The following is a 26,676-nucleotide window of genomic DNA, read 5'->3' on the forward strand; positions in this document are numbered from 1 at the left end:
CAGGCCAGGCCGCGAACACCGAGGCGCCCCACCCCGACCGGGGTGGGGCGCCTTTCGCCGTTTCTGCCCGACTAACGCTGGCTGGCCGGGGTGTCTGCCTGCCGCTGCAGCTGCCGCGGCACCCTGGCCCGCGGTTGGCCGACTCGCCGCTCGACGTCAGCGGCGTCGACCCGCAGCTCGACTCGCTGGGTGCCGTCCTTATCGATGCGCCAGCCCTTGAGATAGAGATCGTCGTCCGGTACTGGCGGTGCCGTGTCGGAGGCCGGGTCGTACCCGTTCGCCTCGCACCAGCTGACGTAGTTGTTCACCAGCCGGCGGACCTTCACCGGCGCCATCTTGAGCAGCTGCGCAGCCTTCACCGGCGCCATGCCAATCGGCCGCGCCCGCGGTTTCCTGATCTGCTGCTGGCTGTCGGCGGCCTGCTGGTCCAGCTTCACGCGTATCGCACGTACGGACGAGGCGAGGGCACGCCGGTGCCCGTTGGGCATCCTGACGCCGGCCAGGTACCCGGACTCGATCCATCGGCCGATGGTGCGCGGCTTGACACTGAATCCAAGGAACCTGGCGGCTTCACCGGTCGACCAGGTTTCCTCACCGGGTGACGGAACGCTCATAGCTCCTTCTATGTCGATCCTTGGCTCGGCTGGCACCCAAACTGTCCGTCGTGGATCCGGCCAGCGAGAGAAGCCGAAAATAGGGCATGATTGCGTACGAATCAGGAGGTGAAGTGGACGATGTTCGTAGCTGACCAGGACACCAGAGACCGGAAGATCCGCGCGGTTCGCATGGCCGCCGCTTCGGCCGTCGGGAACGGTGTCGGCCCGGACGACGTCCGGGCCGCACTCGAGCAAGGGATTCAGGAAGCGTTCGACCTGGAAGACCGTAAGAGCCGTCCGCCCGCCGCGACGAACTCCGCCGCGGCGCCGCCGAGCTGGTCCGAATGAGCTAGCTACCCGATCTGCTGGGCGTACTTGGCCAGCACGTTGCGCCCGGCCACGTTGTAACCGATCGCGCCCGATTCCCGCAGTTCCTTCAGTAGGCCAGTGACCCGCGACCGGGCCGCGAACTCACGTCGGATCACCTCGCTGGTCGTCACACCTTCCGCCCCGGCATCCAGCAGCAGCGCCAGGATCTGCTCACGAGCAGTGTCCGGCACTGCGGTGGCCGGGGCCGTCTGCGGTCCGGCGACGGGCTGGCCGGCGCCCTGAACGACCCGGGGCCGGAACTGGATCACGTTTCCGCCAGCTGTAGCCGCCGCCGGGCTGTCCGGCGTTTCCGGCTGGGCGGCGGGGCCGGAGACGGCGGCCACCCAGCTGTCGAGCGCGCTGGTCGCCGCGCTCCCGGCCGGGGTCGTCACCGCGACCGGCTGGTCCGCCTGGTCGCCGATCTCCTCGCCGCGCATCGCCGCGAGCTTCACCGCGTACCGCTCCCACCGTGCGCTGTACGCGCGCCCGGCCGCTGCGTCGACCAGGGGCCGCAACCGGGCGAGCTCGACGGTCGGCTCTTTTCCTTCGAGCACGGTGCGCGCGGTCACCGCGGCGGCGACCGCCTGGCCGCGCTGGTCGAGGTCGGGCCGCAGCTGGGCCGTGGCGCGCGCGTGCCGCTCGATCCCGGCCAGGTCGACGTTGACCGTCCGGCCGAGCACGGGCTGGGAGAGCTCCGCCGTTTTCAGGTAGCCGGCGCCCATCGTGGCGCCCAGGTCGGTTTTCCCGGGGGAGACGCCGAGCACGTGGCTGTATTCGTCGTGCTCTTCCATACGCAGGCACAGGCGCAACGCGGCGTTGACCCGCAGTCCCTTATCGGTCAGGTCGGACGTACCGCGCAGCACGGACATGATCACGCGGACGCCTTCGGCCCGGCCGATCTGGGCGAGCCGGGTTACGCCCTTACCGGCCAGCTGGCCCAGCAGGCTCACGGCCTGGCGCACCTCGCCGCCTTCGTCGGTCAGGACGACGATCGCGGGCAGTTGGGCGTCGACGGGCAGGACGAAGCTGTTCGCGGTGCGCTTGCGCCGGGCCGCTTCCGGGTTCGTCTTCCGGTCGCGTGCGATCGCGCCGGCTACGGCCACCATGACCGCGGCTTCCGCTTCGTTGTCGGCGACCCAGTCGACAACCGGCCGGTCCGCGCGCCCGTTCGCCCAGGGGTTGACCCAGGGCTCCGCAACCCCGCCGCCGTTGAGGTCGATCACCCAGACCAGGGCGTCGGTGCACCGCGCTAGCCACATGATCAGGCGGTGCAGCAGGGTGGTTTTACCTGACCCCGTGGTACCACCGACGATCATGGAGTAAATCCGTAGGCAGATCGTCAACAGCTGACCGCGCGGGGTGGTCAGGATCGGGAACTGATCGTTGATCGAGGCCGCGCTGGTCGGCTCTTCGTGCACGTCTGGGCTGTCGTCGGCGAGCACGTTGCGGAGCATGACGTCGAAGACGGCGATCCCCTGCTGGTCGCCTTCGGTGACTTGGATCGCGCAGCCTTTCGGGAGCCGGGCCGCGGCGGCGAGCCGGGCCGGGACGCTCGACTTCACCAGGTCGTCGACGGTCGTCCCCTGCTCCGCCGGGAGCGCGACGACCAGCTGCAGCCCGTCGTCGGGGTTGTCCCACGGCCGCGCGGCCTCGACGACGACGGACTGCTTCGTCACGGATCGGAGCAGCTTTTCCCATCGGACCAGAGCCGGGTCGCGCCAGTCGACCGGCGGGGCTTCCGGCGTCTGGGGCGCGTTCGCGGCCGCCCAGGTGCCCTGGGCGGCCGGGGCCTGGCAGACCGCGCCCAGGAAGGCCAGCGCGACCGTTCCGCCCAGCCCGGACAGCACGGTCGCGCCGGACCAGCCGGCCACGTCGCACCAGGTCGCCCAGGCGCCGACGGCGAGCAGGACGGCGACCCGGTGCACGACGACGCGCGCCCAGCCGGGAGCGCCGTTCTCCTGCAGCAGGGTGATCACGACGGCGAGCAGGGCGCCGAGAACGGCCACCACGGGCAGCGCCAGGGCCGGGAAGCTGACCAGCGCCAGCCGGTCGGCGACGACCAGGGCGACCGCGAGCAGGGCGGCGAAGATCGGGACGAGCGGTGCGCGCGTCCCCTGTTCGGTGCTCATGGTGGCCTGTCCTCTCATGGCGTGCTCAGTTGTCCTGTTCGGCCGCGGCGACGTCCGCGCGCCGTTCCGCTGCCCGGCTGGTGCGGGGCGTGTTCAGCCGGTCCTCGTCGGTTTCGTGTTCCTGCTGGTAGACCGCGGGGACGGCGGCCGCGCTGCTGGACACGCCGCGCCACTCGTCGGCGGACGCCGCCCGTTCGGCCTGGGCGGCGACGTCTTCGATTTCCGCCTTCAGCCGGGGGCTGGCGGGCATGTCGCTTTCGCCCTGGGTACGGATCCGGCCCCACGTGTCGCGGAACCGGTCGCGTGCCGCTTCGGCCTGGGCGTAGAGCCGGGCGACTTCCTGGGCCGCAGCTTCGGCGCCGCTCAGGTTCCGGCCCCACCGCTGGAAGGACTGGTCGTCGTTGTGGGTCAGATGGTCGGTCATCGTGCTATCTCCGTTGTCGGCCTCGCCGCCGTGGCGGGGGTGTGGCGGTGTGGGGGGCGTCTGGTCGTTCTGGCGGGAGCCCGGCCGGGTCGTGCTGGCCGTCGGCCGCCGGGTCGTCGTCGGCGGGGTGTCGGCGGGCTGTCGTCCGGTGGCGGGGGATGGGCGCCGGCCGCCGCCGCTGGGGGGGCTCTTACGGTCGTACGCGGCCGCGCCGCGCTGGTATCCCTGGCGCCACTTGTCCCACCAGCTGCCGCCCCGGCGGCTGGTGGCGGAGCTCCGGCCTTCGCCACCGCCCCGGCTGGTGCGGTCCGTGTTTCGCTGACGGCGGCTGGGTCGGTTCTGGCGGGACCTCCCGCCACGATCGGATCTGGTGGCGGAGCCGGGCCCAGACGACTTCCGGCGGAAAAGGTTCCGCCAGCGGCTCGACCGGCTCCCGCTGGGGCCGCCAGCTGCCCCGCTGCCGCCCGTTCCCACCGTGGCGGATCTTCGGGCCTGGGCCGCCCGGCGGCGACGCTGCAAGGCGGCCAGGATGCCCCGACGCTGACCGCTTCTGCCCGGCCCGGATCCGGCGCCACCCGGCCCGCCGGCGGCCCGCCGGCCGAGTCCTCCGCCGGTCAGCCGGCCGAGCAGACCACCGCGGCGGCCGGTCGCCGAGCCGGGACCGATTCCGCCGGACCGGGCGCCGCCGGTCCGGCGGCCAGCTGCCGCCGTCCGCCCGGCCCGCGCTGCCCGGGCTGCCGCGATCCGCTGCCCGACCCGGGTCCCGGCGAGCAACTTCAACAGACCGGCCAGCAGACCACCGCGGCCGCGCCGATGCCAGGCGAACAGCAGCGCCAGGGCGAGCAACAGCAGCACGCCGTTGACGGCCAAGGCCCAGCGCCAGCCGAGCAGACCGAACGCCACCAGCTCGACGACCAGGACGACCAGGGCGACCAGGGCGACCACGACCAGGCCATGGCGTGCCCACCAGCTGGGTTCCTTGGTGCGCGGTGCCCGCGGCTTCTCCGGGGTGGCCGGCTGCGGCGCGACCGGAGGTGTGGGCTGAATCGTCATCAGGTCCTCGCTTCGTCACGTTCGGTAGGTCCAGGTCCGGGTCCAGTCCAGGGGTGGACTACGGGCCACCCAGGGCCGCTCACGCTGACCGGGCCTGGTCTAGGGGTGGAAGTCCAGGGGTGGACTGGATCAGGGGTGGACTGCGCGCACGGTTACGCCTTCGCCCGGCTACGGGGGGTGGCCGGCGCCTTGGCCGCAGCGGCCTGCTGGGCGTCACGGACCGGCTTCGTCCACCGCTGGACGTTGCGCAGCGGCGCGCCCAGCTTGTTGGCCACGTCCTGGCAGCTGCCGCCCAGGGCCACCAGCTCGACCGCGCGTAGGCGAAGCTGCTCGTCGGCCTGCGCCTGGTGCTCGACCTCCGCGGCCGCCTGGGCGACGGCCGACTGCTGGCCGCGCCGCTCTCGGATCGTGATGATGATCAGGTGCAGTACGGCCATGCCGACGACCGGCCAGGCCACGCCCCCGATCAGCGGGCACGCGTCGAGCAGGGGCCGCCAGCGGGCCGCCATAGACGGGTCGAGACTCGCCGCGTAGATCACGTTCCCGGCGATCGACCCGGCCGCCGATAGGCCGAACATCAGCCAGCAGTACGCCCGGACATGCCAGGCTGCGGCCTGGCAGAAGAAGGTCGCGATCAGGGCCGTGATGCTGAACGCGTCGAAGATGACCGGAACGCCCAGGCGGAAGCCAGGGGGCATCTTCGCGAGAGTGCCGAAGCCGTACAGGCCGTGGTAGCTCAGGACAAACGCCGTCAAGAAGACGGCCACACCGCCGCCTATCATGATCGGGAGGGACCAGGCCCAGCTGTCCCCGTTCGCCACAGTCCCGCCATGCTCCGGCCGGGCCTTGCCACGGTGCGCGATCCGCCAGTCGCGGACGACCTGGCGGAGGCTGCGCTGAGGACGATCGCCAGCGCGCTCCGCCACCTCTTTGATCTTGGCGAGGCCATGGTCGTCCAGGGGTGCCTGGGCCGGCTGGGCGACGCCTGCGGCGAGGGGAGTCGGGTGCCCGTTCGTCGGGCAGTCCGCCACCTGCTCGCCACGCTCCGCCACATTGTCGACGATCGTCGGCATACTCATCGGGCGCCACCGCCGCCGAGCCGTACGACCATCGCGTGCATCGCGCCGGCCCCCGGCTGACCGGACTGCCCGACAGCCCTCGCCATGCGGTCGACCGCCCGGTCCGGCCCGGCGACGAGTTGATGCCGCTCACCCGGCAAAGAGACAGATACGCTGGCCAAGATCGCACTCCTTTGCGATCGGAACCCGGGCCGGCCCTCACTGCCGCGCCCGGGTCACTCATATGTGCAGCGAACGGTGTCGGGCTCCAACGTCGCGATCATCCTGGGCGTGATCCTGTTCGTGACCCGGCGGACCGGGGCCGGGCCGGTGCTCTGCGCGGCGGTCTGCGGGGTGGCGCTGGCCGGCTTCGTGATCCTGGCCCGTCCGTCGCCGAGCGTGCTCCGGGCCGCCGCGATGGGTGCGATCGGCCTGCTCGGGCTCGCCGCCGGCCGTCCCCGGGCGGCGGTGCCGGCGCTGGCCGCGGCGGCCGCGGTGCTGCTGCTGACCGATCCGGAGCTGGCGGCCGACGCCGGGTTCGCGCTGTCCGTGCTGGCCACCGCGGGACTGCTGCTGCTCGCCCCGGTCTGGCGGGACGCGCTACGCGCCCGGCGCTGGCCACCCGGCGCCGCCGAGGCGCTGGCGGTGCCGGCCGCCGCGCAGGTGGCCTGCGGCCCGGTGATCGCCGGGCTGTCCGGGACGGTCAGCCTGATCGCGGTGCCGGCCAACCTGGTGGTGATCCCGGCGATCGCCCCGGCCACCCTGCTCGGAGTGGCCGCCGCGCTGCTCTCCCCGGTGTGGCCGGCCGGCGCCGGGTTCGCCGCCTGGCTCGGGCACTGGCCGGCCGCGTGGCTGGTGCTGGTCGCCCGTACCGGGGCCCGGGTGCCGGCCGGATCGCTGCCCTGGCCGGGCGGCGTGCCCGGGGCGCTGCTGCTGGCCGGGCTCACGATCGGGTTCCTGATCGCGGCCCGGCGGGCGGTGGTCCGCAGACTGGCAGCGGTGGTGGCGGCGTGCGCGGTGCTCGGCGCGCTGCCGGTCCGCCTGCTCAGCTCCGGCTGGCCGCCGCCGGGCTGGCTGGTGGTCGCCTGCTCGGTGGGCCAGGGCGACGCGCTCGTGCTGCCGGCCGGTGCCGGTCGCGGGGTGGTGGTCGACGCCGGGCCGGAGCCGGATCCGGTGGACCGCTGCCTGCGCCGGCTGGGCATCCGGCAGGTGGTGCTGCTCGCGGTCAGCCACTATCACGCGGATCACGTGGGCGGGGTGGCCGGGATCTTCCGGGGCCGGGCGGTGGGCGCGGTGGTGGCACCCGACTGGCCCGAGCCGGAGGCCGGCCGGGAACTGGTCGCGGCGACCGCCGGCCGGGCCGGGACGCCGGTGCTGGCCGTCGGGCCGGGCTGGGCGTACCAGGTGGGCGACCTGCGGCTGGCGGCGCTCGGGCCGGTGTCGGCGCTGCACGGCACCAACTCGGACCCGAACAACAACTCGCTGGTGCTGCGGGCGACGGTGGCCGGCCGGAGCGTGCTGCTGCCCGGCGACGCCGAGACGGAGGAGCAGACCGAACTGGTGGAGCGGCTCGGGGCGGGGGCGTTGCGGGCGGATGTGCTGAAGGTGGCGCATCACGGGAGCGCCTTGCAGGCGCCGGAGCTGCTGGACGCGGTGGACCCGGTGGTGGCGCTGGTCTCGGTGGGGGAGGGGAACGACTACGGGCATCCCAATGCGTCGGTGCTGGCGCGGCTGCGGCGGGACGGGGCTCGGGTGTTGCGTACCGATCGGGACGGTGACCTGGCCGTGCTGGCCACCGGGGACGGGTTGGCGGTGACCAGTCGGGGTGTCACGGCGCGTTGATCGGCCGGCCGTCACGGCGGGCCGGCCGCTGGGGTGTGACAGCGCGCCGACCAGCCGTGTCGGCAGGCTCTCCGTACGCTGCCCGAGATGGGCGACATGCCGTATTAAAGGGTAATTTTTGAGAACGTACGAAATAGGAGGCGGTCTGCGGCCGGGTCCCTAGGCGTGGGCGGCGGTGCAGGTCAGGCCGTGCGAACCATGGTTGCTGGTGGATATGTCGGGTTTCGCATTCAGTGATCGGTTAACCTGCGCCAAAGAGTGAGCCTCCCCGGAGTGTCGGCCGGACGTGCGACGATGTCGGGCGTGAACGCCGCGCCACCGCCCTCGTTGCTGCTCGTCCAAGGCGACGAGGAACTGCTCGCCGCCCGTGCCGTCACCGCGGCGGTGGACGCGGCCCGAGCCGCCGATCCGGGCGCGGACGTCCGGGAGTACGAGGCCGGTCAGCTGAGCCCCGGCGAGGTCGCCGAGATGCTCAGCCCGTCACTGTTCGGCGGGCGCCGGGTGCTGGTGCTGCGCGGCGGTCAGGACGCGCGCAAGGAGCTTGCCGCCGCCCTCCTGGCCTATGCGAGCAATCCCGATCCCGACGTCACCCTGATCGTCACCCATCCGGGCGGGGCCAAGGGCAAGGCGTTCGCCGACGGCCTGCAGAAAGCCGGCGCCACGGTGGTGCCGGCGATGAAGCTGAAAGGCGACCGGGAGCGCATAGCCTTCGTCCGTGACGAGTTCCGCCGGGCGGGCGGCCGCTGCGACGAGGCGGCCGCGTCCGCGCTGCTCGCCTCGGTCGGCAACGACCTGCGGGAGATCGCCGCGGCCTGCTCCCAGCTGCTCGCCGACACCGACGGCAAGGTCACCGAGGCGGTGGTGGCCCGCTATTACAAGGGCCGCGCCGAGGTCAGCGGGTTCACCGTGGCCGACGCGGCGATGGTCGGCGACCTGCCGGGCGCGCTGGAGGCGCTGCGCTGGGCGCTGCATGTCGGCGTCGATCCGGTGCCGATCGCCGACGCGATCGCCGACGGCGTGCGGACCGTGGCCCGGGTCGCGTCGGCCGGCAAGGGCAACCCCTATCAGCTGGCCAGCACCCTGGGCATGCCGGCCTGGAAGATTCAGCGGGCGCAGGAGCGCAGCCGCGGCTGGACGCCGGAGGGCCTGGTCGACGCGATGCGTGCGGCCGCCGACTGCAACGCCGCGGTCAAGGGCGGCGCCGAGGACCGGGGATACGCGTTGGAGCAGGCAGTCTTCGCGGTGGCCACGGCGCGGCGGGGCGGAGGGGCCCGATGACCCGCACGGTGCGTTCCCGGCGGGCCGGCGCCGCTCACCAGCCGCTCTACGCGCGAGTGCTGTGCCTGCGCCACCTCAGCCCCGGCGGGCTGCTCTGCTTCGTCTTCCTGGAGGGCGCGATCGCGCTCGGCGTCCTGCTCGCCCTGGCCGAGCTGGTCACCTGGTGGGGCGTGCTGGTGCTGCCGATCGCGGTGGCGGTGATGGTGAAGTTCAACGACCTGGTCGCCGGCTGGCTGGCGCCGCCCGCACCGGCGGCCGAGCCGGTGGCGGCCCGGGCCGCGGTGCACCGGGAGCGGCACACCCACCGGCCCCGATCCGGTGCTCAGGCGGCCGAGTGGCCGCCGCCGCGGGTGCGGACCCCGGTGGTGAACCCGCCGGTCGAGGCGGCCCGGTCCACCGGCGTCGTCTGGTTCCCGGGGGAGAACAACGGCTACGGCCGGACCGGCCGCCCCGCCGAGGCGGCGCCCGAGCAGAAGACGGCCGCGCCGGTGCGCCGGCCGTGGGCGGACGAGCTGGACGTGCGCCAGCAGATGGCCCGCCAGTCCGCCACCCGGCGTTACGAGTAACGCCTGCCGCCCGACGGTTCCGGTTGTTGCGCGGCTGGCTTTCCCGGGGCGCGCTCCGATGTCGCCGTGGGATCAGGCTTCGGCGGCGGTCGCCTCGTGTCTGTCGCCGCTGGACCCTGGGCTCCCGTGGATGGTCGTCCCGCGGCGTTTTCTCCACGGCCGATCAGCTCAAGGGATGGACATCACAGCTGTGATGAGTCCCGTCGAGTCGGATCACGCCGTGGATGTTGTCCAGCGGCCCTTCCCGATGCTCGCGGTCCGCGATGGGCGAGAAGTCCGGATCGTCATTGGCGGGTAAGTCACCTGGGCGCCAGGTCGTCCGGGCTGAGCCGGGACGGAACGCAAGGAGTCTCGGCCGTGTGGGGTCGGGCCGTGTGGGGCCGGGCCGATTTGTCGCCGGCGAGCTCGCCAGCCCGGGTCACCAAGACATCCGCGAGCCCGGGCAAACCGGGCAGCAAAGCAAACCGGGCACCGCGCGGACCGTGACGGTCCGGCGATACCCGGTTGTGCTGCTAACTGCCCGCCCGCCGGCGGGCGGAGCCGATGGCCGCGTCCGTGCGGCCAACGATCTGATCCAGCGGATCAGGCGGACAGCGAGGCGATCTTCTTGGCGATGGCCGACTTGCGGTTGGCCGCCTGGTTCTTGTGGATGACGCCCTTGCTGACAGCCTTGTCGAGCTGACGCGAGGCGTCACGCAGCAGAGTGGTCGCCGTCTCGACGTTGCCCGCGTCGCTCGCCTCGTGGAGCTTGCGGATCACGGTCTTCAGCGAAGACTTGACCGACTTGTTGCGCAGACGGGCCTTCTCGTTCTGCCGGTTGCGCTTGATCTGGGACTTGATGTTCGCCACGCGACAGCCTTGTCCTGACTAGAGCGGAAAATGGTCTCGACGAGTGGTCACCGCGCGGCCGTCTCACCCGGCGAGGCCGGTGCAGGAAACAACAGCGTGTCACCACACGCGAAGAAACAGATTACCAGCACGTCTCCGAGCCGCCAAAACGGCTCCGGCCCAGCGGCAGCGGCCGCTGCTCATCGTCCGCCGCGGCCCCACGATCGCCACGGCCGGGCGTGACCGGCGGGCCGGCCACCCGAAGCCCGTCTTGCCGGCCTCACCGGCTGGCCGGTAGCGCCTCTTCCTCGGAGGAGCGAGCCGCGCGCCACCCGACGGATGGCCGGCCGTCCCGCGGGGCGCAGGGCTGCTTCGGTGGCGGTGGTGAGCCGGCGGGGCAGGCGCCCTCGGCGAGTGCGGATCAGGCTCGGCCACGACGAGACGGCAGTGCTTCGGCGAGCGGAGGATCAGGCTCCGCCGCGGCGGAGCCAGCCGCGCTTCGCCGGGCCGCTCTCCCAGCCCCGGCGCTCGGCCAGCCAGGCGAGCGCCTGCCCCCCGCTGAACCGCTGGTGCTGCCGGCTGTGCGGGGAGGCGCTGCTCGGCCCGCTGCCGGCCGAGACCAGCCAATACCCGGAGAGCGCCGCCAGCGCGCCGTCCACCCCCTCGTCCGGCGCACCCCAGGCGCGCAGCACCGCGTCCGTGTCCAGGCCGCTGGCATACGCGCTGACCAGCAGCCGCACCGTGTCGAACCAGGGCGCCCCGAGGCACGGCCAGGTCCAGTCGCAGAGCCAGGCCCGGCCGCCGGTGTCGATCAGTACGTTGTCCAGCCGCAGGTCGCCGTGCAGCATGCCGTCCCCGGCGGCCAGTGCCGGCAGGGCCCGTTCCAGCCTGGCCAGGTCGGCCAGGTGGTGCGGGGCGACAGTCTCCCGGGCCGGTTCCGGCATCGGCTCGCGCCGCTTGGCGATCAGCTGCCACCAGGACATCTCGCCGCGCAGGATGTCCGGCAGCGCGGGCAGGCCGACGGCCAGCAGCGCCGGTGACGGATAGGCCAGCGCGGTCGCCGCCGCCGACCAGGCGCGCAGCGTCGTCTCCAGGTCGGCGGCCGGCCAGGGCAGTTCGGGGAGGCGGCCGTCGATCGCCTCCAGGCACAGCACGAACCAGCCGGCCTCGGTCATCGTCCAGCGCGGGCGGGCCGCGGTCACCTCCGGCGGGAGGGCAGCGGTGATCGCCGCCTCCCGGGCGTACCACTGCGAGGTCGGGTCGGCCAGCGGCGCCGCCTTGACGAACGCGCTGGTCCCGGCCTCGGTGTCGAGCACGGCCGCGAAGGCCCGGGTGAAACCGCCGCCGGCGCTGCGCGCGGCGGACACCGGGGAGCCGAGGCGCGCGGTGATCGCTTCCCGCACGGTCTCCGGCAGGACGGACCATTCCGGGCGTACGGCGGTGGCGCCGTACGGAACCTCGGGAAGTGTGATCGGCCGCATGTCTCTCATCCTGCCCGCCCCGTCACCGCCGAAAATGTCGGAGGGCACTGGCAGGATCCTCGGCATGCGAACCGACGATTTCTGGGCGGTCATCGACCGCGCGACCGCCGAGCGGCCGGCGTCCCCCGCCGAGGTGGCCGAGCGGGCCGTCGCCGAGCTGGCCACCCGCGATCCGGAGGAGATCGTCGCCTGGGCCCGTCATCTGGACCGGGTGATGGTCGCCTCCGGCACGGAGGACCTCTGGGCCGCCGCCTATCTGATCAACAGTGGCGCCGACGAGGCCGGCTTCGACGCCTTTCGCGGCTGGCTGATCGCGCACGGGCGCAAAGCTGTGGCCGCCGCGGTGCAGAAACCCGACGTGCTGGCCAACGTGGTGGTGATCAAGCAGGCGGCGGACACCGGCGCGGTCTTCGAGGCCGACGAGGTGCTCGGCATCGCGGCCCGGGCCTATGAGCAGGCCACCGGGGGCGAGCTGCCAGCGGGCGACGGGGCTCGGACCCGGCCCGAGGTCGGCGACCTGTGGGACTTCGACAACGAGGACGAGATGCGCCGCCGCCTGCCCAAGCTGTCCGCCCTGTTCCTGGAGCCCCCGGAGTAAGGGAGCGAGGTGGCCGCGCCGCGAGACGGTGGCGCTGGAGCGGGGTGGGCGCCGCCGGGCCGAGGGGGACGCCGTCGGACCGAGGTAACGGGCGCCGCCGGGCCGAGGGGCGCCGTCGGGCTGAGGGGCGCCGTCGGGAGGAGGGCGCCGTCGGGCTGAGGGGGCGAAGTCGTCGGGCTGGAGAGGGAGTTGGCGCGCTGACGGCGGGCGGTTGCTGGGCGGGAGCGGAAGCCGCCGGCCGGGAAACGGGGTGATCGGCCCCGCCATCCGGTTGTCGTGGAGCTTTCGCCCGGTCCGCGGGGGTCGGCCGGACCGCTCGCACGGGTGTGATCGGACCTGACCATCCGGGCGTGGGACGATAGGGAAGGCCCGGCGTGTCCGCCGGCGCCCCGAAGCCCACAGGGCAGCTCGAGAAGCATGCCAGCCCGAGAAGAACGGACGACCGTGCCTGGACCGCTCGACCCCGGCGTGAACGTGATCGGATCGACCGATCCCAGCCGCATCCGCAACTTCTGCATCATCGCCCACATCGACCACGGCAAGTCGACGCTGGCCGACCGGATGCTGCAGATCACCGGGGTGGTCGACCCGCGGCAGATGCGCGCGCAGTACCTCGACCGGATGGACATCGAGCGCGAGCGCGGCATCACCATCAAGTCGCAGGCGGTCCGCATGCCGTGGACCGTGCGCGAGGGGGACGGCAAGGGCGAGTCCGCCGTCCTCAACATGATCGACACCCCGGGCCACGTCGACTTCACCTACGAGGTCTCCCGCAGCCTGGCCGCCTGTGAGGGCGCGATCCTGCTGGTCGACGCCGCGCAGGGGATCGAGGCGCAGACCCTCGCCAACCTGTACCTGGCGATGGAGAACGACCTGCACATCATCCCGGTGCTCAACAAGATCGACTTGCCCGCCGCGCAGCCGGAGAAGTACGCCGAGGAGCTGGCCAAGCTCATCGGCGTCGAGCCCACCGACGTGATGCGGGTCTCCGGCAAGACCGGCGTCGGCGTGGACCACCTGCTCGACGAGATCGTCCGGCAGTTCCAGCCCCCGGTCGGCGACCCGGACGGCCCGGCCCGCGCGATGATCTTCGACTCGGTGTACGACGTGTACCGCGGCGTGGTCACCTACGTCCGGGTGATCGACGGCCGGATCCAGGCCCGCGACCGGATCAAGATGATGTCCACCGGCGCCGTGCACGAGCTGCTGGAGCTGGGTGTCGCCTCCCCGGAGATGGAGAAGGCGGGCGCTCTCGGCGTCGGCGAGGTCGGTTACCTGATCACCGGTGTGAAGGACGTCCGCCAGTCGAAGGTCGGTGACACCGTCACCGGCAACAGCCGCCCCGCCAAGGAGGCGCTCGGCGGCTACAAGGACCCGAAACCGATGGTCTACTCGGGTCTCTACCCGATCGACGGCTCGGACTACCCGGCTCTGCGGGACGCGCTGGACAAGCTCAAGCTCAACGACGCCGCGCTCACCTACGAGCCGGAGACCTCGGCCGCGCTCGGTTTCGGCTTCCGCGTCGGCTACCTGGGCCTGCTGCACCTGGAGATCATCGGCGAGCGGCTGGAGCGCGAGTTCGGCCTGGACCTGATCTCCACCGCGCCGAACGTGGTCTACCAGGTGGTCACCGAGGACGGGAAGGAGCAGACGGTCACCAACCCGAGCGAGTTCCCGGCCGGCAAGATCGCGGAGATCCACGAGCCTGTGGTGCGGGCCACAGTCCTGGTGCCGAACGAGTATGTCGGCGCCGTCATGGAGCTGTGCCAGAGCCGCCGCGGCAGCCTGCTCGGCATGGAGTACCTGTCCTCCGAACGGGTGGAGCTGCGCTACACCCTGCCGCTCGCCGAGATCATCTTCGACTTCTTCGACCAGCTCAAGAGCAAGACCAAGGGGTACGCCTCGCTGGACTACGAGCCCTCCGGCGAGCAGGTCGCCGACCTGGTCAAGGTGGACATCCTGCTGCACGGCGAGCCGGTCGACGCGTTCAGCGCCATCGTGCACAAGGACAACGCCTACTCGTACGGCACGACGATCGCCGCCAAGCTGCAGAAACTGATCCCCCGGCAGCAGTTCGAGGTGCCCATCCAGGCGGCCATCGGTTCCCGGATCATCGCCCGCGAGACCATCCGGGCGATCCGCAAGGACGTGCTCGCGAAGTGCTACGGCGGTGACATCAGCCGCAAGCGCAAGCTGCTGGAGAAGCAGAAGGAAGGCAAGAAGCGGATGAAGATGGTGGGTCGCGTGGAGGTGCCGCAGGAGGCCTTCATCGCCGCCCTCTCCACCTCCGAGGCGGCCGACCCGAAAGGCGCCAAAAAATAGGGCGGTTTGAGTTTTCGCGGGGTCGGGAACTCTGGGGCTCGACGGACGCAACCGACAAGCTCCACCCCCGAGGAGGAACCACATGACAGTCACCGGCATCATCACCGCGCTCATCGTCGGTCTGATCATCGGTGCCCTGGGTCGCCTGGTCGTACCCGGTAAGCAGAACATCCCGATTTGGCTGACCATGGTCATTGGTGTCGTCGCGGCGCTGCTGGGCACGGTGCTGGCCCGGGCGTTCGGTGTCGCCCACACCAACGGCTTCGACTGGATCGAGTTCTTCTTCCAGGTCGTGCTGGCCGCGATCGGTGTTGCCCTCACCGTTGGGGTGAGCGGCCGCCGTGGCCTGACCCGATAACGGACACCGTAAAAGCGCCGGACCTCGCTACGAGGTCCGGCGCTTTTGCATGTCGTACGCCAATCCGGTGTTGATTTTCTAATAGCGGAAACGCTGCTGGGCGCTGCGGCGGTTGACCCAGGCGGGCAGCTCGCCGCTGTGCTCCTGCCGCGGATGCCGCTCGGCCGGATCGTGGTTGGCGGTGATGTCCCGCATCGTCACGACCAGGCCACGCACCAGCCGGTCCTCGCGCAGATCCCGATAGGTGAGCTCGACCAGGATCTGGCCGCCGTCGGCCCGCTGCAGCGCGCAGTGCGCGGTGCCGTCGCCCAGCGACCGCAACGCGTTGCGGACCCGCGCCCGGTCGGCCGGGTGAACCAGCTCGTCCAGCGTGGTCAGCGGCGGCAGCTCGACCCGGCCGAGCAGCTCGCGCAGCGCCGGGCTGGCGTAACGCACCCGCTGGTCGGCGTCGATCACCACCATCAGGTCGGCCGTGTTGCGGATCACCGCGCGCAGGTAGAGATCGCTGTCCCGCCGGCCGATCGCCTCGACCAGGGTGATCCGGTCCAGGGCCAGCGCGGCCTGCCCGGCCAGCACCTCCAGGGCGTCGTGGCCGGCGACCAACTCCCGCCGGCGACCGGTGATGATCAGCGCGCCGCCGCTGGGCCGGGCCACGTCGAGCGGTTCCAGGCGCAGTGGGCAGACCAGGGTGCGGTCGTCCGGATCGGCAGCGGCCAGCCACCAGCCGCGCGTCGCCGGACCGGTCACCGCGGGCGGCTGCTCGGCGGGGGACAGCTCGTCGGCGAGCGACACCCGGCGCACCGCCTGCGGCGGCAGCAGCCGGGCGACCGCGGCGCGCACCGCGGCGTCGACGGCCGGCCGGTCCGCGGCGGCGACCAGGGCCGCCGTCGCGGCACGCAGGCCCCGCTCGCGGGTGAGCGCCTGGCTGTGCCGGCGGATCGCGTCGGCCAGCCGGGTGATGGTGAGCAGCAGGGTGAGGGCGCCGGTGATGGCGATCACCGGCCCGTCGTCGACCCGCCCGTGCAGGGACTCGATGAGCAGCACGACGGGCGGGCCGCAGGCGGACACCGTGAGCATCGCCGACCACCGGAACTTCCAGGGGCTGGGCCGGACCGTGGCCGGCTCGGTCAGCCGGACCATCGACGGGTGCAGCGCGGCCAGCGCCCAGCAGAGGTAGAGCACCACGTACGCCGACTCGGTCAGCGGGCCCTTGGCCAGCGGATAGCCGATGTCGCCGGTCAGCATCCCGAGCGCGCCGAGCAGCAGCAGCCACGCGGAGACGTTGCGCCGGTCGCCGGTCACCAGGCGGCCGGCCACCCCGATCAGCAGCAGGTCACCGATGACGTCGGCGGGCGGGACGGCGCCGAACTGCCCGTGCGAGCCGATCACGAAGACCCAGATGATCAGCAGCGCCGAGCAGGAGAAGGCGAGCAGGTCGATCAGCCGGGCCCGGTCGACCAGCAGCGCGCCGCCCCGGGTGAACTGCAGCAGGCAGAGCGCGACCAGGCCGAACATCACCAGGTACCAGGCATCCGCGACGTCCCGCAGGTGATACGAGTAGAAGACATCGCCCACCGCGAGCGTGACCAGCGACCCGGCGAGCAGCCACCAGGGCGCCCGCCGCGCCGGTCGATGGCGCCGCACACCGTAGGTGATCGCCCCGAGGCCCCCCGCTCCCAGCAGGATCCATTCGAGCGCTCCCCAGAACACGCCCTACTTAGTACCAGGGCGGTTGCGCAGTGTCCATGTCGATGTATACGCAGCGCAACCCAGGGATGCGGGCCAAGAACTACGGCATGTCACCGAAAGTTGCGGGGAGCGTCGTCAGCTGAAGACTTCGGCGACGACGCGGCCGTCATCGTGGGCGCCGGCCGTGGTTACTTGCTGCCACTTGCCGTCCGGGGCGTGCCACTCCAGGTTGCCGAAACGTACCCGTTCGAGGCCGGTCGCCGAGGCGTGCGAGACCAGCCAGTGCGCGTATCGCCAGCCGCTGTCCGCGGTGCTGACCGAGACCGTGAGACCGGCCGCCTCCGTGCTGGCGGCGTCCAGTTTCTTGCCCCAGTCGAGTTTGAGGCCGCGCAGCAGGGCGGTCGCCGCGGCCGCGCCGCGCACCACCGGGGAGCCGGAGACGGTGCACTCGACGGCGCCGGTGGCCCGGCCCATCAGCGCGCGGGCCAGCACCCGGGACTCGTCCGCCCACTTCTCGTACGCGTTCGGGTACGCCGAGCGCTGCACCCGCTGGGCGGCGTCGGTCACCCGCATCTGCTGCCAGCCCTTCACCTTGCGCAGCGCGGTGTAGAACTTGCCGGCGGCGTACCTCGGATCCTTGATCTGCTCGACGGTGCCCCAGCCCTGGCTGGGGCGCTGCTGGAAGAGGCCCACCGAGTCGCGGTCGCCGTCGTCCAGGTTTTCCAGCTTGGACTCCTGCAGCGCGGTGGCCAGCGCCACCACCAGGGCCTGCTCCGGCATCTCCCGGCGGATGCCGATCGCGGCGATGGTGGCCGCGTTGGCCATCTGCACCGAGTCCAGGGTCACCTCGCCGTCGGCGCGGACCGTGCACTCCGGGCCGAGCCGGGGCAGCTTGATGCCGCCCGGGCTCTGCCGGAGCACGACGATCACGCTGACCACGGCGATGAGGACGAGCGAGACGAGTACCCCGACCACTGGCTTAACCCGCACCGCACCTCCTCGTCATGGGACGCCAAGCCTAATCAACGAGCGCACGGAGATCATCGTGACTGCGCCGGAACCCAATTCGGATCGCGTTTCTCCCGGCGGGCGGCCACGCCCTCGCGGCCCTCGGCGGAGGTGAAGTATCCCGCCGATCGGTCACTGAGGTCGGCCAGTTCGGTGCGGATGGACTCCGACCTGGTACGCCGCAGCAGCTGCTTGGTGCCGGCCAGTGCCAGCGGGCCACCCTTGATCAGCGACGCGCAGTAGTCCGCCACCGCCCGGTCCAGCTCCTCGTCCGCGACGGCGGCGGTGACCAGCCCGATCTCGGCGGCCCGGGCGCCGTCGAAGACGTCGCCGGTCAGGTAGAGCTCGGCCGCCGCCCGCGGCGCCAGCCGGGGCAGCACGGTGGCACTGATCACCGCGGGGATCACCCCGAGCCGGACCTCGGTGAACGCGAAGGTGGCCGACCGGGCGCAGACCGCGATGTCGGCGGCGCCGATCAGTCCCAGGCCACCGGCCCGGGCCGGCCCGGCGATCCGGGCCACCACCGGTTTCGGGAACTCCCAGAGCGCGGCGAGCAGGTCGGCCATCAGCTCCACCGGCAGGCGCTCGCCCGGCCGGGTCGCGGCGGTCTCCTTCAGGTCGGCGCCGGAGCAGAAGACCGGGCCGGTGTGCGAGAGCACCACCACCCGGACCGCCGGGTCGGCGGCCGCGGCGCCGAGCGCGGTGAGCAGCTCGGTGATCAGGGCGCGGGAGAGGGCGTTGCGGTTCGCGGGGCTGTCCAGCGTGAGAGTGGTCACCCCGGCGACGGTGACGGTACCGACCAGATCCATGTCCGGCACCTTAACGCTTCCTTGGGCGCGGCCCCAGGAGATCCACGAGCGGTCGTCCCGCGGGGACCAGGCACACTTGGCGGATGGCCGGCGCACTCCCTGATGGCGAACCCGTTCCCGCGGACGGGTCGCTCCCCGACACAGCAACTCGCGAGGTGGGCGCGCGGGGCTTCGCGGTCTACGTCCACGTGCCGTTCTGCGCGAGCCGGTGCGGGTACTGCGACTTCAACACCTACACCGCGAGCGAGCTGGGCGGCGGGGCGAGCCGGGACGAGTACGCGGACACCGTCCTGAAGGAGCTGGAGCTGGCCGCGAAGGTGATCCAGCCCGGCCGGGTGGACACCGTTTTCGTCGGCGGCGGGACACCGACGCTCCTGTCCGCCACCGATCTCGGAAAGATCCTGGAGGGCGTCGACCGCACCTGGGGGCTGGCGGCCGATGCCGAGGTGACCACCGAGGCGAACCCGGAATCGGTGGACACGTCCTCTCTGACGGCGCTGCGGACGGCCGGCTTCACCCGGATCTCGCTGGGCATGCAGTCCTCCGCCGAGCACGTGCTGCGGGTGCTGGACCGCAAGCACACCGCCGGCCGCGCACCCCGGGCCGCCGAGGAGGCCCGGAAAGCCGGCTTCGAGCACGTCAACCTGGATCTGATCTACGGCACGCCGGGCGAGACCGCGGACGACTTCGCCCGCTCGCTGCGGACCGTCGTCGACGCCGGGGTGGACCACGTCAGCGCCTACGCCCTGATCGTCGAGGACGGCACCCGGATGGCCACCCGGATGCGCCGGGGTGAGCTGCCCTACCCCTCCGACGACGTGGCCGCCGACCGCTACCTGGCCGCCGAGGAGGCGCTCACCGCCGCCGGCTTCCAGTGGTACGAGGTGTCCAACTGGGCGAAACCCGGCGGCGAGTGCCGGCACAACCTGCGGTATTGGACCGGCGCCGACTGGTGGGGGCTGGGACCCGGGGCGCACAGCCACGTCGGCGGGGTGCGCTGGTGGAACGTGAAGCATCCGTCGGCGTACGCAAATCGTCTGAATGATGGGGTTTCCCCCGGTCACGGTCGTGAGCTGCTCAGTGCTGAGGACCGGCACGTCGAGGACGTGATGCTGCGGGTCCGGCTGCGCGAGGGGATCCCGCTGGACCGGGTGGACCCGGGCGGCGCGGCCCGGGCCCTCGGCGACGGGCTGCTGGAGCCGGACGCGTACGCCGATGGTCTGCTGGTTCTGACCTTGCGCGGCCGGCTGCTGGCCGACGCGGTGATCCGCGACCTGGTCTGAGCCGGTTACCGCAGGAACCTGCCGCTCATCGGATAGCGGTAGGGCTCGTTGTTGGCGGCCTTGATCCCGGCGATCACCCCGAAGATCGTGCCGGCCAGCCAGGCGAGCACGGTGATCGCCACCCCGATACCGAAGCAGATGGTGGCGTACCCGATCAGCGCGATGATCGACCAGAGCACCTGGAAGTTCAGCGCGCTGATCGACTCGGCGCGCACGGCCGGCGATCGGTCACCGCGAGCCAGCAGCGAGATCAACGGCGCCACCCAACCGGCGCACCCGCCGCCGACGAACGCGCCGGCCGCGCCGCCCAGGTGGGCGACCAGGATCCAGGCGCGATCCTCCGAGCCGAGGGCCGGATAGCCGGGCTGGTATCCGCCCGGCGGGGGAGTGTAAGGGGATCCGGGGGACGTAGGGTACCCGTCACCTGGCGGTCGAGGCGGCTCCGTCATGGCCGACACGCTATCGGAGACCGAACAACGGCGGACCTTTCGATCATCGCGTTGCCGCCCGCCGCGAAGTAGACTGGCACTCTGTCCGCGGGAGTGCCAGAGGGAGGGGTCATATGAGTCTGGATGACCGCAAGCTCGAGGTGCTGCGGGCGATCGTCGAGGATTATGTGAAAACTCGCGAGCCGGTCGGCAGCAAGGCGCTGGTCGAGCGCCACCAGCTCGGCGTCTCCTCGGCCACGGTGCGCAACGACATGGCCGTCCTCGAGGAGGAGGGCTACATCCGGCAGCCGCACACCAGCGCCGGCCGGGTGCCCACCGACGCCGGTTACCGGCTCTTCGTCGACCGGCTCACCCGGATCAAGCCGCTCAGCCCGGCCGAGCGCCGCGCCATCGAGCGCTTCATGATCGGCGTGGTCGACCTCGACGATGTGGTGCATCGCACGGTCCGCCTGCTCGCCCAGCTGACCCGCCAGGTCGCGGTGGTGCAGTATCCGAGCCTGTCCCGCTCCACCGTGCGGCACCTGGAGCTGGTCCCGATCTCCACCACCCGGCTGATGCTCGTGATGATCACCGACACCGGCCGGGTCGAGCAGCGCCTGGTCGAGATGCCCGGCCCGGTCCCCGACGGCGAGGTGTGGGACCTGCGCCGCCGGGTGAACGAGAAATTGGCCGGTCAGAAATTGGCAGACACCCCGCCCCTGGTGCAGAAACTCGTCGACGAGTGCGTGCCCGGGAGCCGGGGGAACATGGCGTGCCTGGCCACCGTTCTGCTGGAGACGCTGGTCGAGCGGAGTGAGGAGCGCCTCGCGCTCGCCGGGACGGCCAACCTCACCCGCGGCGGTGTGTTGGACTTTCAGGGCACGCTGCGTCCCGTACTCGAAGCGCTCGAGGAGGAGGTCATCCTCCTCAAGCTGATCGGCGACCTGGAGCCGAGCACCACCCGGGTCCGGATCGGCGACGAGAACGAGATCGACAACCTCCGGTCGGCATCCGTGGTCAGCACGGGTTACGGACCGGGTGCGACGATCGTTGGTGGGCTCGGCGTGCTGGGGCCGACAAGGATGGACTACCCCGGCACCATCGCTACTGTTCGTGCAGTGGCACGCTACGTTGGCGACCTGTTGGCACAGAATTGACGGATCCGCGCAGACATTGAGGACTCCAAACCCCGTGGCCAAGGACTACTACGGAATTCTCGGCGTGAGCCGGGAAGCCACCGACGACGAGATCAAGCGCGCCTACCGCAAACTGGCTCGGCAGTACCACCCGGACGTCAACCCCGATCCGGAGGCGCACGAGAAGTTCAAGGACATCAACGCGGCGTACGAGGTTCTCTCCGACGACCAGAAGCGGCAGATCGTCGACCTCGGCGGTGACCCGCTGGCGCCCGGCGGCGGCGCGCCCGGCGGCGGTCCCGGCGGGGCCGGCCCGTTCGTCGGCTTCCAGGACATCATGGATGCCTTCTTCGGCACCGCGGCCGGTGGCGGCTCGCGCGGGCCGCGGCCGCGCACCCGTCCCGGCGCCGACGCCATCCTGCGTCTCGAGCTCGACCTGGTGGAGACCGCGTTCGGTGTCGAGGCGCCGATCACCGTGGACACCGCGGTGCTCTGCACCCAGTGCTCCGGCGCCGGCACCGCGTCCGGCACCCACCTGGCCACCTGCGAGGTCTGCGGCGGCCGCGGCGAGGTGCAGTCGGTGCAGCGCACCTTCCTCGGCCAGGTCGTCTCGTCCCGCCCCTGCGCGAACTGCCAGGGACACGGCACGATCATCCCGACCCCGTGCCCGACCTGCGCCGGCGACGGCCGGATCCGCACCCGCCGCTCGCTGACCGTGAAGATCCCGGCCGGCGTCGAGGACGGCATGCGCATCCGCCTGGCCCAGCAGGGCGAGGTCGGCCCCGGCGGTGGCACCGCCGGTGACCTCTACGTCGAGATCCACGAGCGCCCGCACGACGTCTACTCGCGCAAGGGCGACGACCTGCACTGCCGGGTCACGCTGCCGATGACGGCCGCCGCGCTCGGCACCAGGATGACCATCAAGACCCTCGACGGCGAGGAGAACATCGAGGTCAAAGCGGGGACGCAGCCGGCCAGCACGCTGCGGATCCGGGGCAAGGGGGTGCCGCACCTGCGTGGTCAGGGCCGCGGTGATCTCTTCGTCCACCTGGACGTCAAGACGCCGACCAAGCTGACCGCGGACCAGGAGCGGATGCTGCGCGACTTCGCGAAAACGCGCGGCGAGGACATCGCCGAGCTGAGCAAGCAGGGCGGCTTCTTCAGCCGGATGCGGGACGCCTTCAACGGCCACTGATCGCCGGGTCATCAAGATCAAATTCACGGGCTTGATGACTCGGATCCGCGCTGATCACTGATCGTCGCTCCCGCCAGGGACCCTTGCGGGCCGGGCAGGACGCTGGCGCGTCCAGAACGCCCGGCCCGCCAGGGACCCTTGCGGGCCGGGCAGGACGCTGGCGCGTCCAGAACGCCCGGCCCGCAAGGGCGACGTCCGCGGGTGGTTGCGACGTGTCAACCCCCGGACCGAGCCGGCGGCGTCGCTCTCGCCGGGTGGTGGTGAGTGGGCGTCGCTCTCGCCGGGTGGTAGTGGGTGGGCGTCGCTCTCGCCGGGTGGTAGCGGCTTTCGTGAAGCGAGCGGCGCTGGTGTCGGCGTGTGGTCGCGGCTCGACCGTCACATGGTCGGTGCCGGTCGCCCCGGGTGCCGGGCGCCGGTCTCGCCCGGCGACCTCACCGGGGCAGCCAGCGCCAGTCCAGCTCCAGCGGAACCGGTGGCGGACCGGGCAACGGGCCGTCGGCGCGCAGGCCGTCGAGCAGCATGGTGAGACATCGCCGGCGCAGCTCGCCGGTGCGGCCCGGATCGGGGACGCGGATCGCCGCGCACATCTCCAGCAGCAGTGTCACGTCCGCGGGACCGACGCCCGGGCGCAGGTGTGGCTGGGCCCGCTCGACCAGGCCGGTGGCGAGCTCGGAGGCCCGGCGCGCGTCCTCGTTCATCTGCTCGGTCGGGGTGAACGTGCCGGCCAGATGCACGGTGAGCGAGTGCACGTCGGCCCGCACCACGCCGTGCAGGAACGTGGTTAACGCGGCCCAGTCGTCCGGCTCGCGGGCGGCCCGCTCGGCCTCCGTGATGAAGATCCGCAGCCCGTCGTGGCAGAGCGTGCGGAGCAGATCCTCCTTGCTCGGATAGCGCCGGTAGAGCGCGCCGATGCCGACCTTGGCCCGCTCGGCGACCGCGGCGACCGGCGCGCGCGGGTCGGTCAGGAAGATCTCCCGGGCCGCGACCAGGATCGCCTCGTTGTTGCGAACGGCCTGCTCGCCGCGCCCAGGTCGCCTCATGCCGACAAGCCTACCGGAACGGAACGAAGTATTCCGCTCCGCTTCGCCGAGTGCTACATTGGAACGGAACGAAGCATTCCGTTCCGTTCGAGCGCTCACTCCCCGAGGAGCAGGACATGGCCCCGATCCGCCCCTTCCGCATCGACGTGCCCCAGGCCGATCTGGATGACCTGCGCGACCGCCTCGCCCGCACCCGCTGGACCCCGGAGATCCCCGGCCAGGGCTGGACCCGTGGCGTCCCGGTCGACTACCTGCGCGGGCTGGCCGACTACTGGGCCGGTGAGTTCGACTGGCGTGCCGCCGAGGCGCGGCTCAACGAGTTGCCCCAGTTCACCACCGAGGTGGACGGCCAGACGCTGCACTTCGCGCACGTCCGGTCCACCGACCCGGCAGCCGTCCCGCTGCTGATCAGCCACGACTGGCCCGGTTCGTTCGCGCTCTATCTGCCGGTGGTCGAGGCGCTCCGCGCGCACTTCCACCTGGTCCTGGTCAGCAATCCCGGAGTGGGCTTCTCCGGCCCGCTCACCGCCCCGGGGTGGCACACCGCCCGCAGCGCCGCGGCGCTCAACGAGATCATGGCCCGTCTCGGCTATGAGCGCTATGGCGTGCAGGGCACCGGCGGCGGCGCCTGGATCGCCGTCGAGATGGGCCGGCAGGCCCCCGACCGGGTGATCGGTGTGCACGTCAACGGCCACATCACGTTCCCGTCCGGCGACCCGGCCGAGTTCGAGGGGCTCACCGAGGCCGAGCAGGACCGCCTGCGCCGTCTCCAGGAGTTCCGCGACGACCGGATGGGCTTCGCCGCGATCCAGTCGACGCGCCCGCAGACCCTGGCGTTCGGCCTGCACGACTCGCCGGTCGGCCAGCTCGCCTGGATCACCGAGAAATTCCAGGAGTGGACCGACCCGGCCGCTCAGCTGCCCGAGGACGCCGTCGGCCGCGACCTGCTCCTCACCAACGTCAGCCTGTACTGGTTCACCGGCACCGCCGGCTCCTCGGCGAACACCTACTGGGAGTCCGCGCACGACCCGTCGGCCTGGGCGCCGAAGGAGCGTTCCACGGTCCCGCTGGGCGTTGCCCTGGGCGTCACCGACATCACCATCCGGCGCTTCGCCGAGCGCGAGGCCCCGGTCACCCACTGGACCGAGCTGCCCGCCGGCGGCAACTTCCTCCCCGCCGAGCAGCCCAAACTCTTCGCCGACGACGTCACGGCGTTCTTCCGCTCATGACGGCTGGCCGCCCCTGATCACTTGCCGTCCCCGACCGCTTTCTCGCCGGCCCTTGACCGCGCCAGCGGTGAAAGATCCGGGTCCGTGGTGCGCTCCGGGGTTCGCGGTGCGCTCCCGGTCCGTGGGCGCCCCGGGGCGAGGTGCCCCCGGGTCTGCGGTGGGGCCGGGTTCGCGCTGCCCCCGGGTCTGCGATGGGTCCAGGTTCGCGCTGCCCCCGGGTCTGCGATGGGTCCGGGTTCGCGGCGGGGTCCGGGATCGCGGTGGTCCTGATCCGGTGCTGATGCCCTCGCGGGGTAGCGTGCGGGGGTGTCCGCGCCTCTGTTCCTGGTCGAGAGCCTGCCCACCGGATCGTCGTTCACGCTGGACGGTCCCGAGGGGCATCACGCCGCTACCGTGCAGCGGCTCCGGGCCGGCGAGGCGTTGATCCTCGCGGACGGGCGTGGAGGGACCGCGCGAGCCGAGGTCGTCGCCGTGGGCAAGGGCAGCGTCGACGTGGCGGTGCGGGATCGGGCTCAGGAGCCGGCTGCCGATCCGCGGCTGGTCGTCGTGCAGGGGATCGCCAAGGGCGACCGGGGCGAGCTGGCCGTGCAGGCGATGACCGAGACCGGCGTCGACGAGATCGTGCCGTGGGCGGCGTCCCGGTCGGTGGCGCAGTGGCGCGGAGACCGGGGGTTCAAGGCCCGCGACAAGTGGGCGGCCACCGCACGGGAGGCCGCCAAGCAGGCCCGGCGAGCCTGGCTGCCGTCGGTGGCCGGCGATCCGGACTGCTCCACCAAGCAGGTCGCTGCCCGGTGCGCCGACGCGGCCGCCGCCTTCGTGCTGCACGAGGAGGCCACCGAGCGACTGACCGCCGCGCCGCTGCCGGACGCCGGGGAGATCGTTCTGGTGGTCGGCCCGGAGGGCGGCATCAGCGACGCCGAACTGGACGCCTTCCGTGACGCCGGGGCGCTCCCGGTCCGCCTGGGCGACGCTGTCCTGCGCACCTCGACCGCCGGCGTCGCCGCCCTCGCCGTCCTGGCCACCCGCCTCGGCCGCTGGTGAGGCGCTGACCGGAGGTTTCGGCTGCTGAGTGGTGCCGCTGCCGGCGGGCTCGGTGTCGACGAGGACCGGCCGCTAGCGGTTTCGACTGCCCCGGTCGTCGGTGAGTCCGGGCATCGGCGGTTGGCGGTGGACCCGGCCGGTGGGAGACGCTCAGGGCCCGCGGTTCCGGCGTTGGGCGCGACGCCGGTGGGGAGACGCTCAGCGCCTGCGGTTCCGGCGTTGGGCGCGACGCCGGTGGGGAGACGCTCAGCGCCTGCGGTTCCGGCGTTGGGCGCGACGCCGGCAGGGGCGGCTCCCGGCGTACCGGGAAATTGCCGTGAGCGGCGGCGGACCTCGCGCGGTCAGGCGTCGTCCAGCAGGGATTTCAGGGTTTCTTCCAGCCAGGCCCGCTCGGCCTGGGACGTGGCGCGGGCGATCTCGAACATGCCGCGCCGGAACGGGTCGTCGACGTCGGCGGCCCGCAGGCGCTCGCCGCCACGGGAGAAGAACGTGGCCGGGGCCGCCAGGAAAGCCAGCCGGCGGCGGAGCACCTCGGCCTGCGCCGCGCGGTCCGGCAGGTGGCGCAGGAACGCCAGCACCGTGAAGTACCGGTTCCGGTCGGTGATCTCCACCTCGGAGGGGGTGCGGAGCCGCCGGAGCAGCTCGGCGCGACCGGCGTCGGTGAGCGAGAGCATCTGGCGGGGCGCTGCCGACGAGCCCGGCTCGATGCGGCGTTCCAGCAGGCCGGCGGTTTCCAGCCGGTTGATCGCGGGGTAGAGGGCGCCGTCACTGACCGCGCGCACGTGGCCGGTCAGGGCCTTGATCCGCTCCTTCAGCTCGTATCCGTGCAGCGGCTCGTCGTGCAGGAAGCCGAGAATCGCGAGCGCCAGCATCACTACCCTTTCCCGGTTGTTCGGTGCCGGGCCAGCCTATATCG

General features: G+C 72.2%; 23 protein-coding genes and 1 pseudogene. 12 read left to right on the forward strand and 12 right to left on the reverse strand.

Annotated features, from left to right (window positions below; translation table 11 throughout):
• Nucleotides 1-71: 71 nt before the first annotated feature.
• Entirely contained in the window at nt 72-650 is a 579-nt protein-coding gene (locus Actob_RS06335) for a MerR family transcriptional regulator (protein ID WP_284919115.1), read from the reverse strand.
• Between the two features lie 72 nt (nt 651-722).
• Here Actob_RS06335 and Actob_RS06340 point away from each other — a divergent pair, with 72 nt between their 5' ends.
• Nucleotides 723-944, forward strand: a complete 222-nt coding sequence (locus tag Actob_RS06340) for a hypothetical protein (RefSeq protein ID WP_284919116.1) — start codon at nt 723-725, stop codon at nt 942-944.
• Between the two features lie 5 nt (nt 945-949).
• On the opposite strand, the gene Actob_RS06345 is transcribed toward Actob_RS06340, so the two are convergent.
• The 3 genes from Actob_RS06345 to Actob_RS06355 form a co-directional block, all read right to left on the reverse strand.
• Complete coding sequence (locus Actob_RS06345; RefSeq protein ID WP_284919117.1) at nt 950-3,094, reverse strand: hypothetical protein; 2,145 nt, start codon at nt 3,092-3,094, stop codon at nt 950-952.
• Between the two features lie 25 nt (nt 3,095-3,119).
• On the reverse strand, nt 3,120-4,571 hold the full coding sequence (locus Actob_RS06350; RefSeq protein ID WP_284919118.1) for a hypothetical protein: 1,452 nt from the start codon (nt 4,569-4,571) through the stop codon (nt 3,120-3,122).
• Between the two features lie 152 nt (nt 4,572-4,723).
• On the reverse strand, nt 4,724-5,650 hold the full coding sequence (locus Actob_RS06355; RefSeq protein WP_284919119.1) for a hypothetical protein: 927 nt from the start codon (nt 5,648-5,650) through the stop codon (nt 4,724-4,726).
• Between the two features lie 237 nt (nt 5,651-5,887).
• Here Actob_RS06355 and Actob_RS06360 point away from each other — a divergent pair.
• The 3 genes and pseudogenes from Actob_RS06360 to Actob_RS43865 form a co-directional block, all read left to right on the forward strand.
• A pseudogene (locus Actob_RS06360) lies at nt 5,888-7,471 on the forward strand (ComEC/Rec2 family competence protein); the annotation flags it as partial.
• A gap of 294 nt (nt 7,472-7,765) precedes the next feature.
• Nucleotides 7,766-8,749, forward strand: a complete 984-nt coding sequence (gene holA / locus Actob_RS06365; protein ID WP_284919120.1) for a DNA polymerase III subunit delta — start codon at nt 7,766-7,768, stop codon at nt 8,747-8,749.
• A complete protein-coding gene (locus tag Actob_RS43865) occupies nt 8,746-9,315 on the forward strand; it encodes a hypothetical protein (RefSeq protein ID WP_328518415.1) in 570 nt (189 codons plus the stop codon). The genes holA and Actob_RS43865 overlap by 4 nt, the downstream gene beginning before the upstream one ends.
• 582 nt (nt 9,316-9,897) lie before the next feature.
• Here Actob_RS43865 and rpsT read toward each other — a convergent pair.
• Both rpsT and Actob_RS06380 read right to left on the reverse strand, forming a co-directional pair.
• Complete coding sequence (gene rpsT / locus Actob_RS06375) at nt 9,898-10,164, reverse strand: 30S ribosomal protein S20 (protein ID WP_014688364.1); 267 nt, start codon at nt 10,162-10,164, stop codon at nt 9,898-9,900.
• A gap of 446 nt (nt 10,165-10,610) precedes the next feature.
• Nucleotides 10,611-11,624 carry a phosphotransferase gene (locus tag Actob_RS06380; protein ID WP_284919121.1) on the reverse strand — a complete coding sequence of 338 codons (1,014 nt, stop codon included), beginning with the start codon at nt 11,622-11,624 and terminating at the stop codon, nt 10,611-10,613.
• Between the two features lie 64 nt (nt 11,625-11,688).
• On the opposite strand from Actob_RS06380, the gene Actob_RS06385 reads away from it, so the two are divergent.
• The 3 genes from Actob_RS06385 to Actob_RS06395 all read left to right on the forward strand — a co-directional run bounded on the left by Actob_RS06385 (nt 11,689) and on the right by Actob_RS06395 (nt 14,902).
• The gene (locus Actob_RS06385; RefSeq protein WP_284919122.1) at nt 11,689-12,222 is read left to right on the forward strand and encodes a DUF4240 domain-containing protein; all 534 of its coding nucleotides are present in this window, start codon (nt 11,689-11,691) and stop codon (nt 12,220-12,222) included.
• A gap of 417 nt (nt 12,223-12,639) precedes the next feature.
• Nucleotides 12,640-14,544, forward strand: a complete 1,905-nt coding sequence (lepA, locus tag Actob_RS06390) for a translation elongation factor 4 (RefSeq protein WP_284919123.1) — start codon at nt 12,640-12,642, stop codon at nt 14,542-14,544.
• 82 nt (nt 14,545-14,626) lie between these two features.
• Complete coding sequence (locus tag Actob_RS06395; RefSeq protein WP_284919124.1) at nt 14,627-14,902, forward strand: GlsB/YeaQ/YmgE family stress response membrane protein; 276 nt, start codon at nt 14,627-14,629, stop codon at nt 14,900-14,902.
• 78 nt (nt 14,903-14,980) lie between these two features.
• Here the strand turns inward: Actob_RS06395 and Actob_RS06400 are convergent, their stop codons facing one another.
• The 3 genes from Actob_RS06400 to Actob_RS06410 form a co-directional block, all read right to left on the reverse strand.
• Nucleotides 14,981-16,612: a PAS domain-containing protein gene (locus Actob_RS06400; protein ID WP_284919125.1), complete on the reverse strand. Its 1,632-nt coding sequence runs from the start codon at nt 16,610-16,612 to the stop codon at nt 14,981-14,983.
• A 114-nt stretch (nt 16,613-16,726) separates the two neighbouring features.
• Complete coding sequence (locus Actob_RS06405) at nt 16,727-17,581, reverse strand: hypothetical protein (protein WP_284919126.1); 855 nt, start codon at nt 17,579-17,581, stop codon at nt 16,727-16,729.
• Nucleotides 17,582-17,631: 50 nt separating this feature from the next.
• Nucleotides 17,632-18,408 (reverse strand): enoyl-CoA hydratase-related protein, encoded by a 777-nt coding sequence (locus Actob_RS06410; protein ID WP_284919127.1) that lies wholly within the window; start codon nt 18,406-18,408, stop codon nt 17,632-17,634.
• 83 nt (nt 18,409-18,491) lie between these two features.
• On the opposite strand from Actob_RS06410, the gene hemW reads away from it, so the two are divergent.
• Nucleotides 18,492-19,691 carry a radical SAM family heme chaperone HemW gene (gene hemW / locus Actob_RS06415; RefSeq protein ID WP_284919128.1) on the forward strand — a complete coding sequence of 400 codons (1,200 nt, stop codon included), beginning with the start codon at nt 18,492-18,494 and terminating at the stop codon, nt 19,689-19,691.
• Between the two features lie 5 nt (nt 19,692-19,696).
• On the opposite strand, the gene Actob_RS06420 is transcribed toward hemW, so the two are convergent.
• On the reverse strand, nt 19,697-20,140 hold the full coding sequence (locus tag Actob_RS06420; RefSeq protein WP_284919129.1) for a DUF4870 domain-containing protein: 444 nt from the start codon (nt 20,138-20,140) through the stop codon (nt 19,697-19,699).
• 113 nt (nt 20,141-20,253) lie between these two features.
• Between Actob_RS06420 and hrcA the strand changes: the two genes are divergently transcribed.
• Together hrcA and dnaJ are read left to right on the forward strand one after the other, a co-directional pair.
• Nucleotides 20,254-21,276, forward strand: a complete 1,023-nt coding sequence (gene hrcA, locus Actob_RS06425) for a heat-inducible transcriptional repressor HrcA (RefSeq protein WP_284919130.1) — start codon at nt 20,254-20,256, stop codon at nt 21,274-21,276.
• 34 nt (nt 21,277-21,310) lie between these two features.
• Entirely contained in the window at nt 21,311-22,450 is a 1,140-nt protein-coding gene (gene dnaJ / locus Actob_RS06430) for a molecular chaperone DnaJ (protein ID WP_284919131.1), read from the forward strand.
• Nucleotides 22,451-22,881: 431 nt separating this feature from the next.
• Here dnaJ and Actob_RS06435 read toward each other — a convergent pair whose 3' ends face one another.
• Entirely contained in the window at nt 22,882-23,490 is a 609-nt protein-coding gene (locus tag Actob_RS06435) for a TetR/AcrR family transcriptional regulator (RefSeq protein ID WP_284919132.1), read from the reverse strand.
• A 116-nt stretch (nt 23,491-23,606) separates the two neighbouring features.
• Between Actob_RS06435 and Actob_RS06440 the strand changes: the two genes are divergently transcribed.
• Nucleotides 23,607-24,719 (forward strand): epoxide hydrolase family protein, encoded by a 1,113-nt coding sequence (locus Actob_RS06440; RefSeq protein ID WP_284919133.1) that lies wholly within the window; start codon nt 23,607-23,609, stop codon nt 24,717-24,719.
• A 306-nt stretch (nt 24,720-25,025) separates the two neighbouring features.
• Nucleotides 25,026-25,760: a 16S rRNA (uracil(1498)-N(3))-methyltransferase gene (locus Actob_RS06445; protein ID WP_284919134.1), complete on the forward strand. Its 735-nt coding sequence runs from the start codon at nt 25,026-25,028 to the stop codon at nt 25,758-25,760.
• Nucleotides 25,761-26,101: 341 nt separating this feature from the next.
• Here Actob_RS06445 and Actob_RS06450 read toward each other — a convergent pair whose 3' ends face one another.
• Nucleotides 26,102-26,632 (reverse strand): PadR family transcriptional regulator, encoded by a 531-nt coding sequence (locus Actob_RS06450; protein ID WP_284919135.1) that lies wholly within the window; start codon nt 26,630-26,632, stop codon nt 26,102-26,104.
• Nucleotides 26,633-26,676: the final 44 nt, after the last annotated feature.

The sequence above is a fragment of the Actinoplanes oblitus genome (genome assembly GCF_030252345.1).
Classification (GTDB): Bacteria; Actinomycetota; Actinomycetes; order Mycobacteriales; family Micromonosporaceae; genus Actinoplanes; species Actinoplanes oblitus.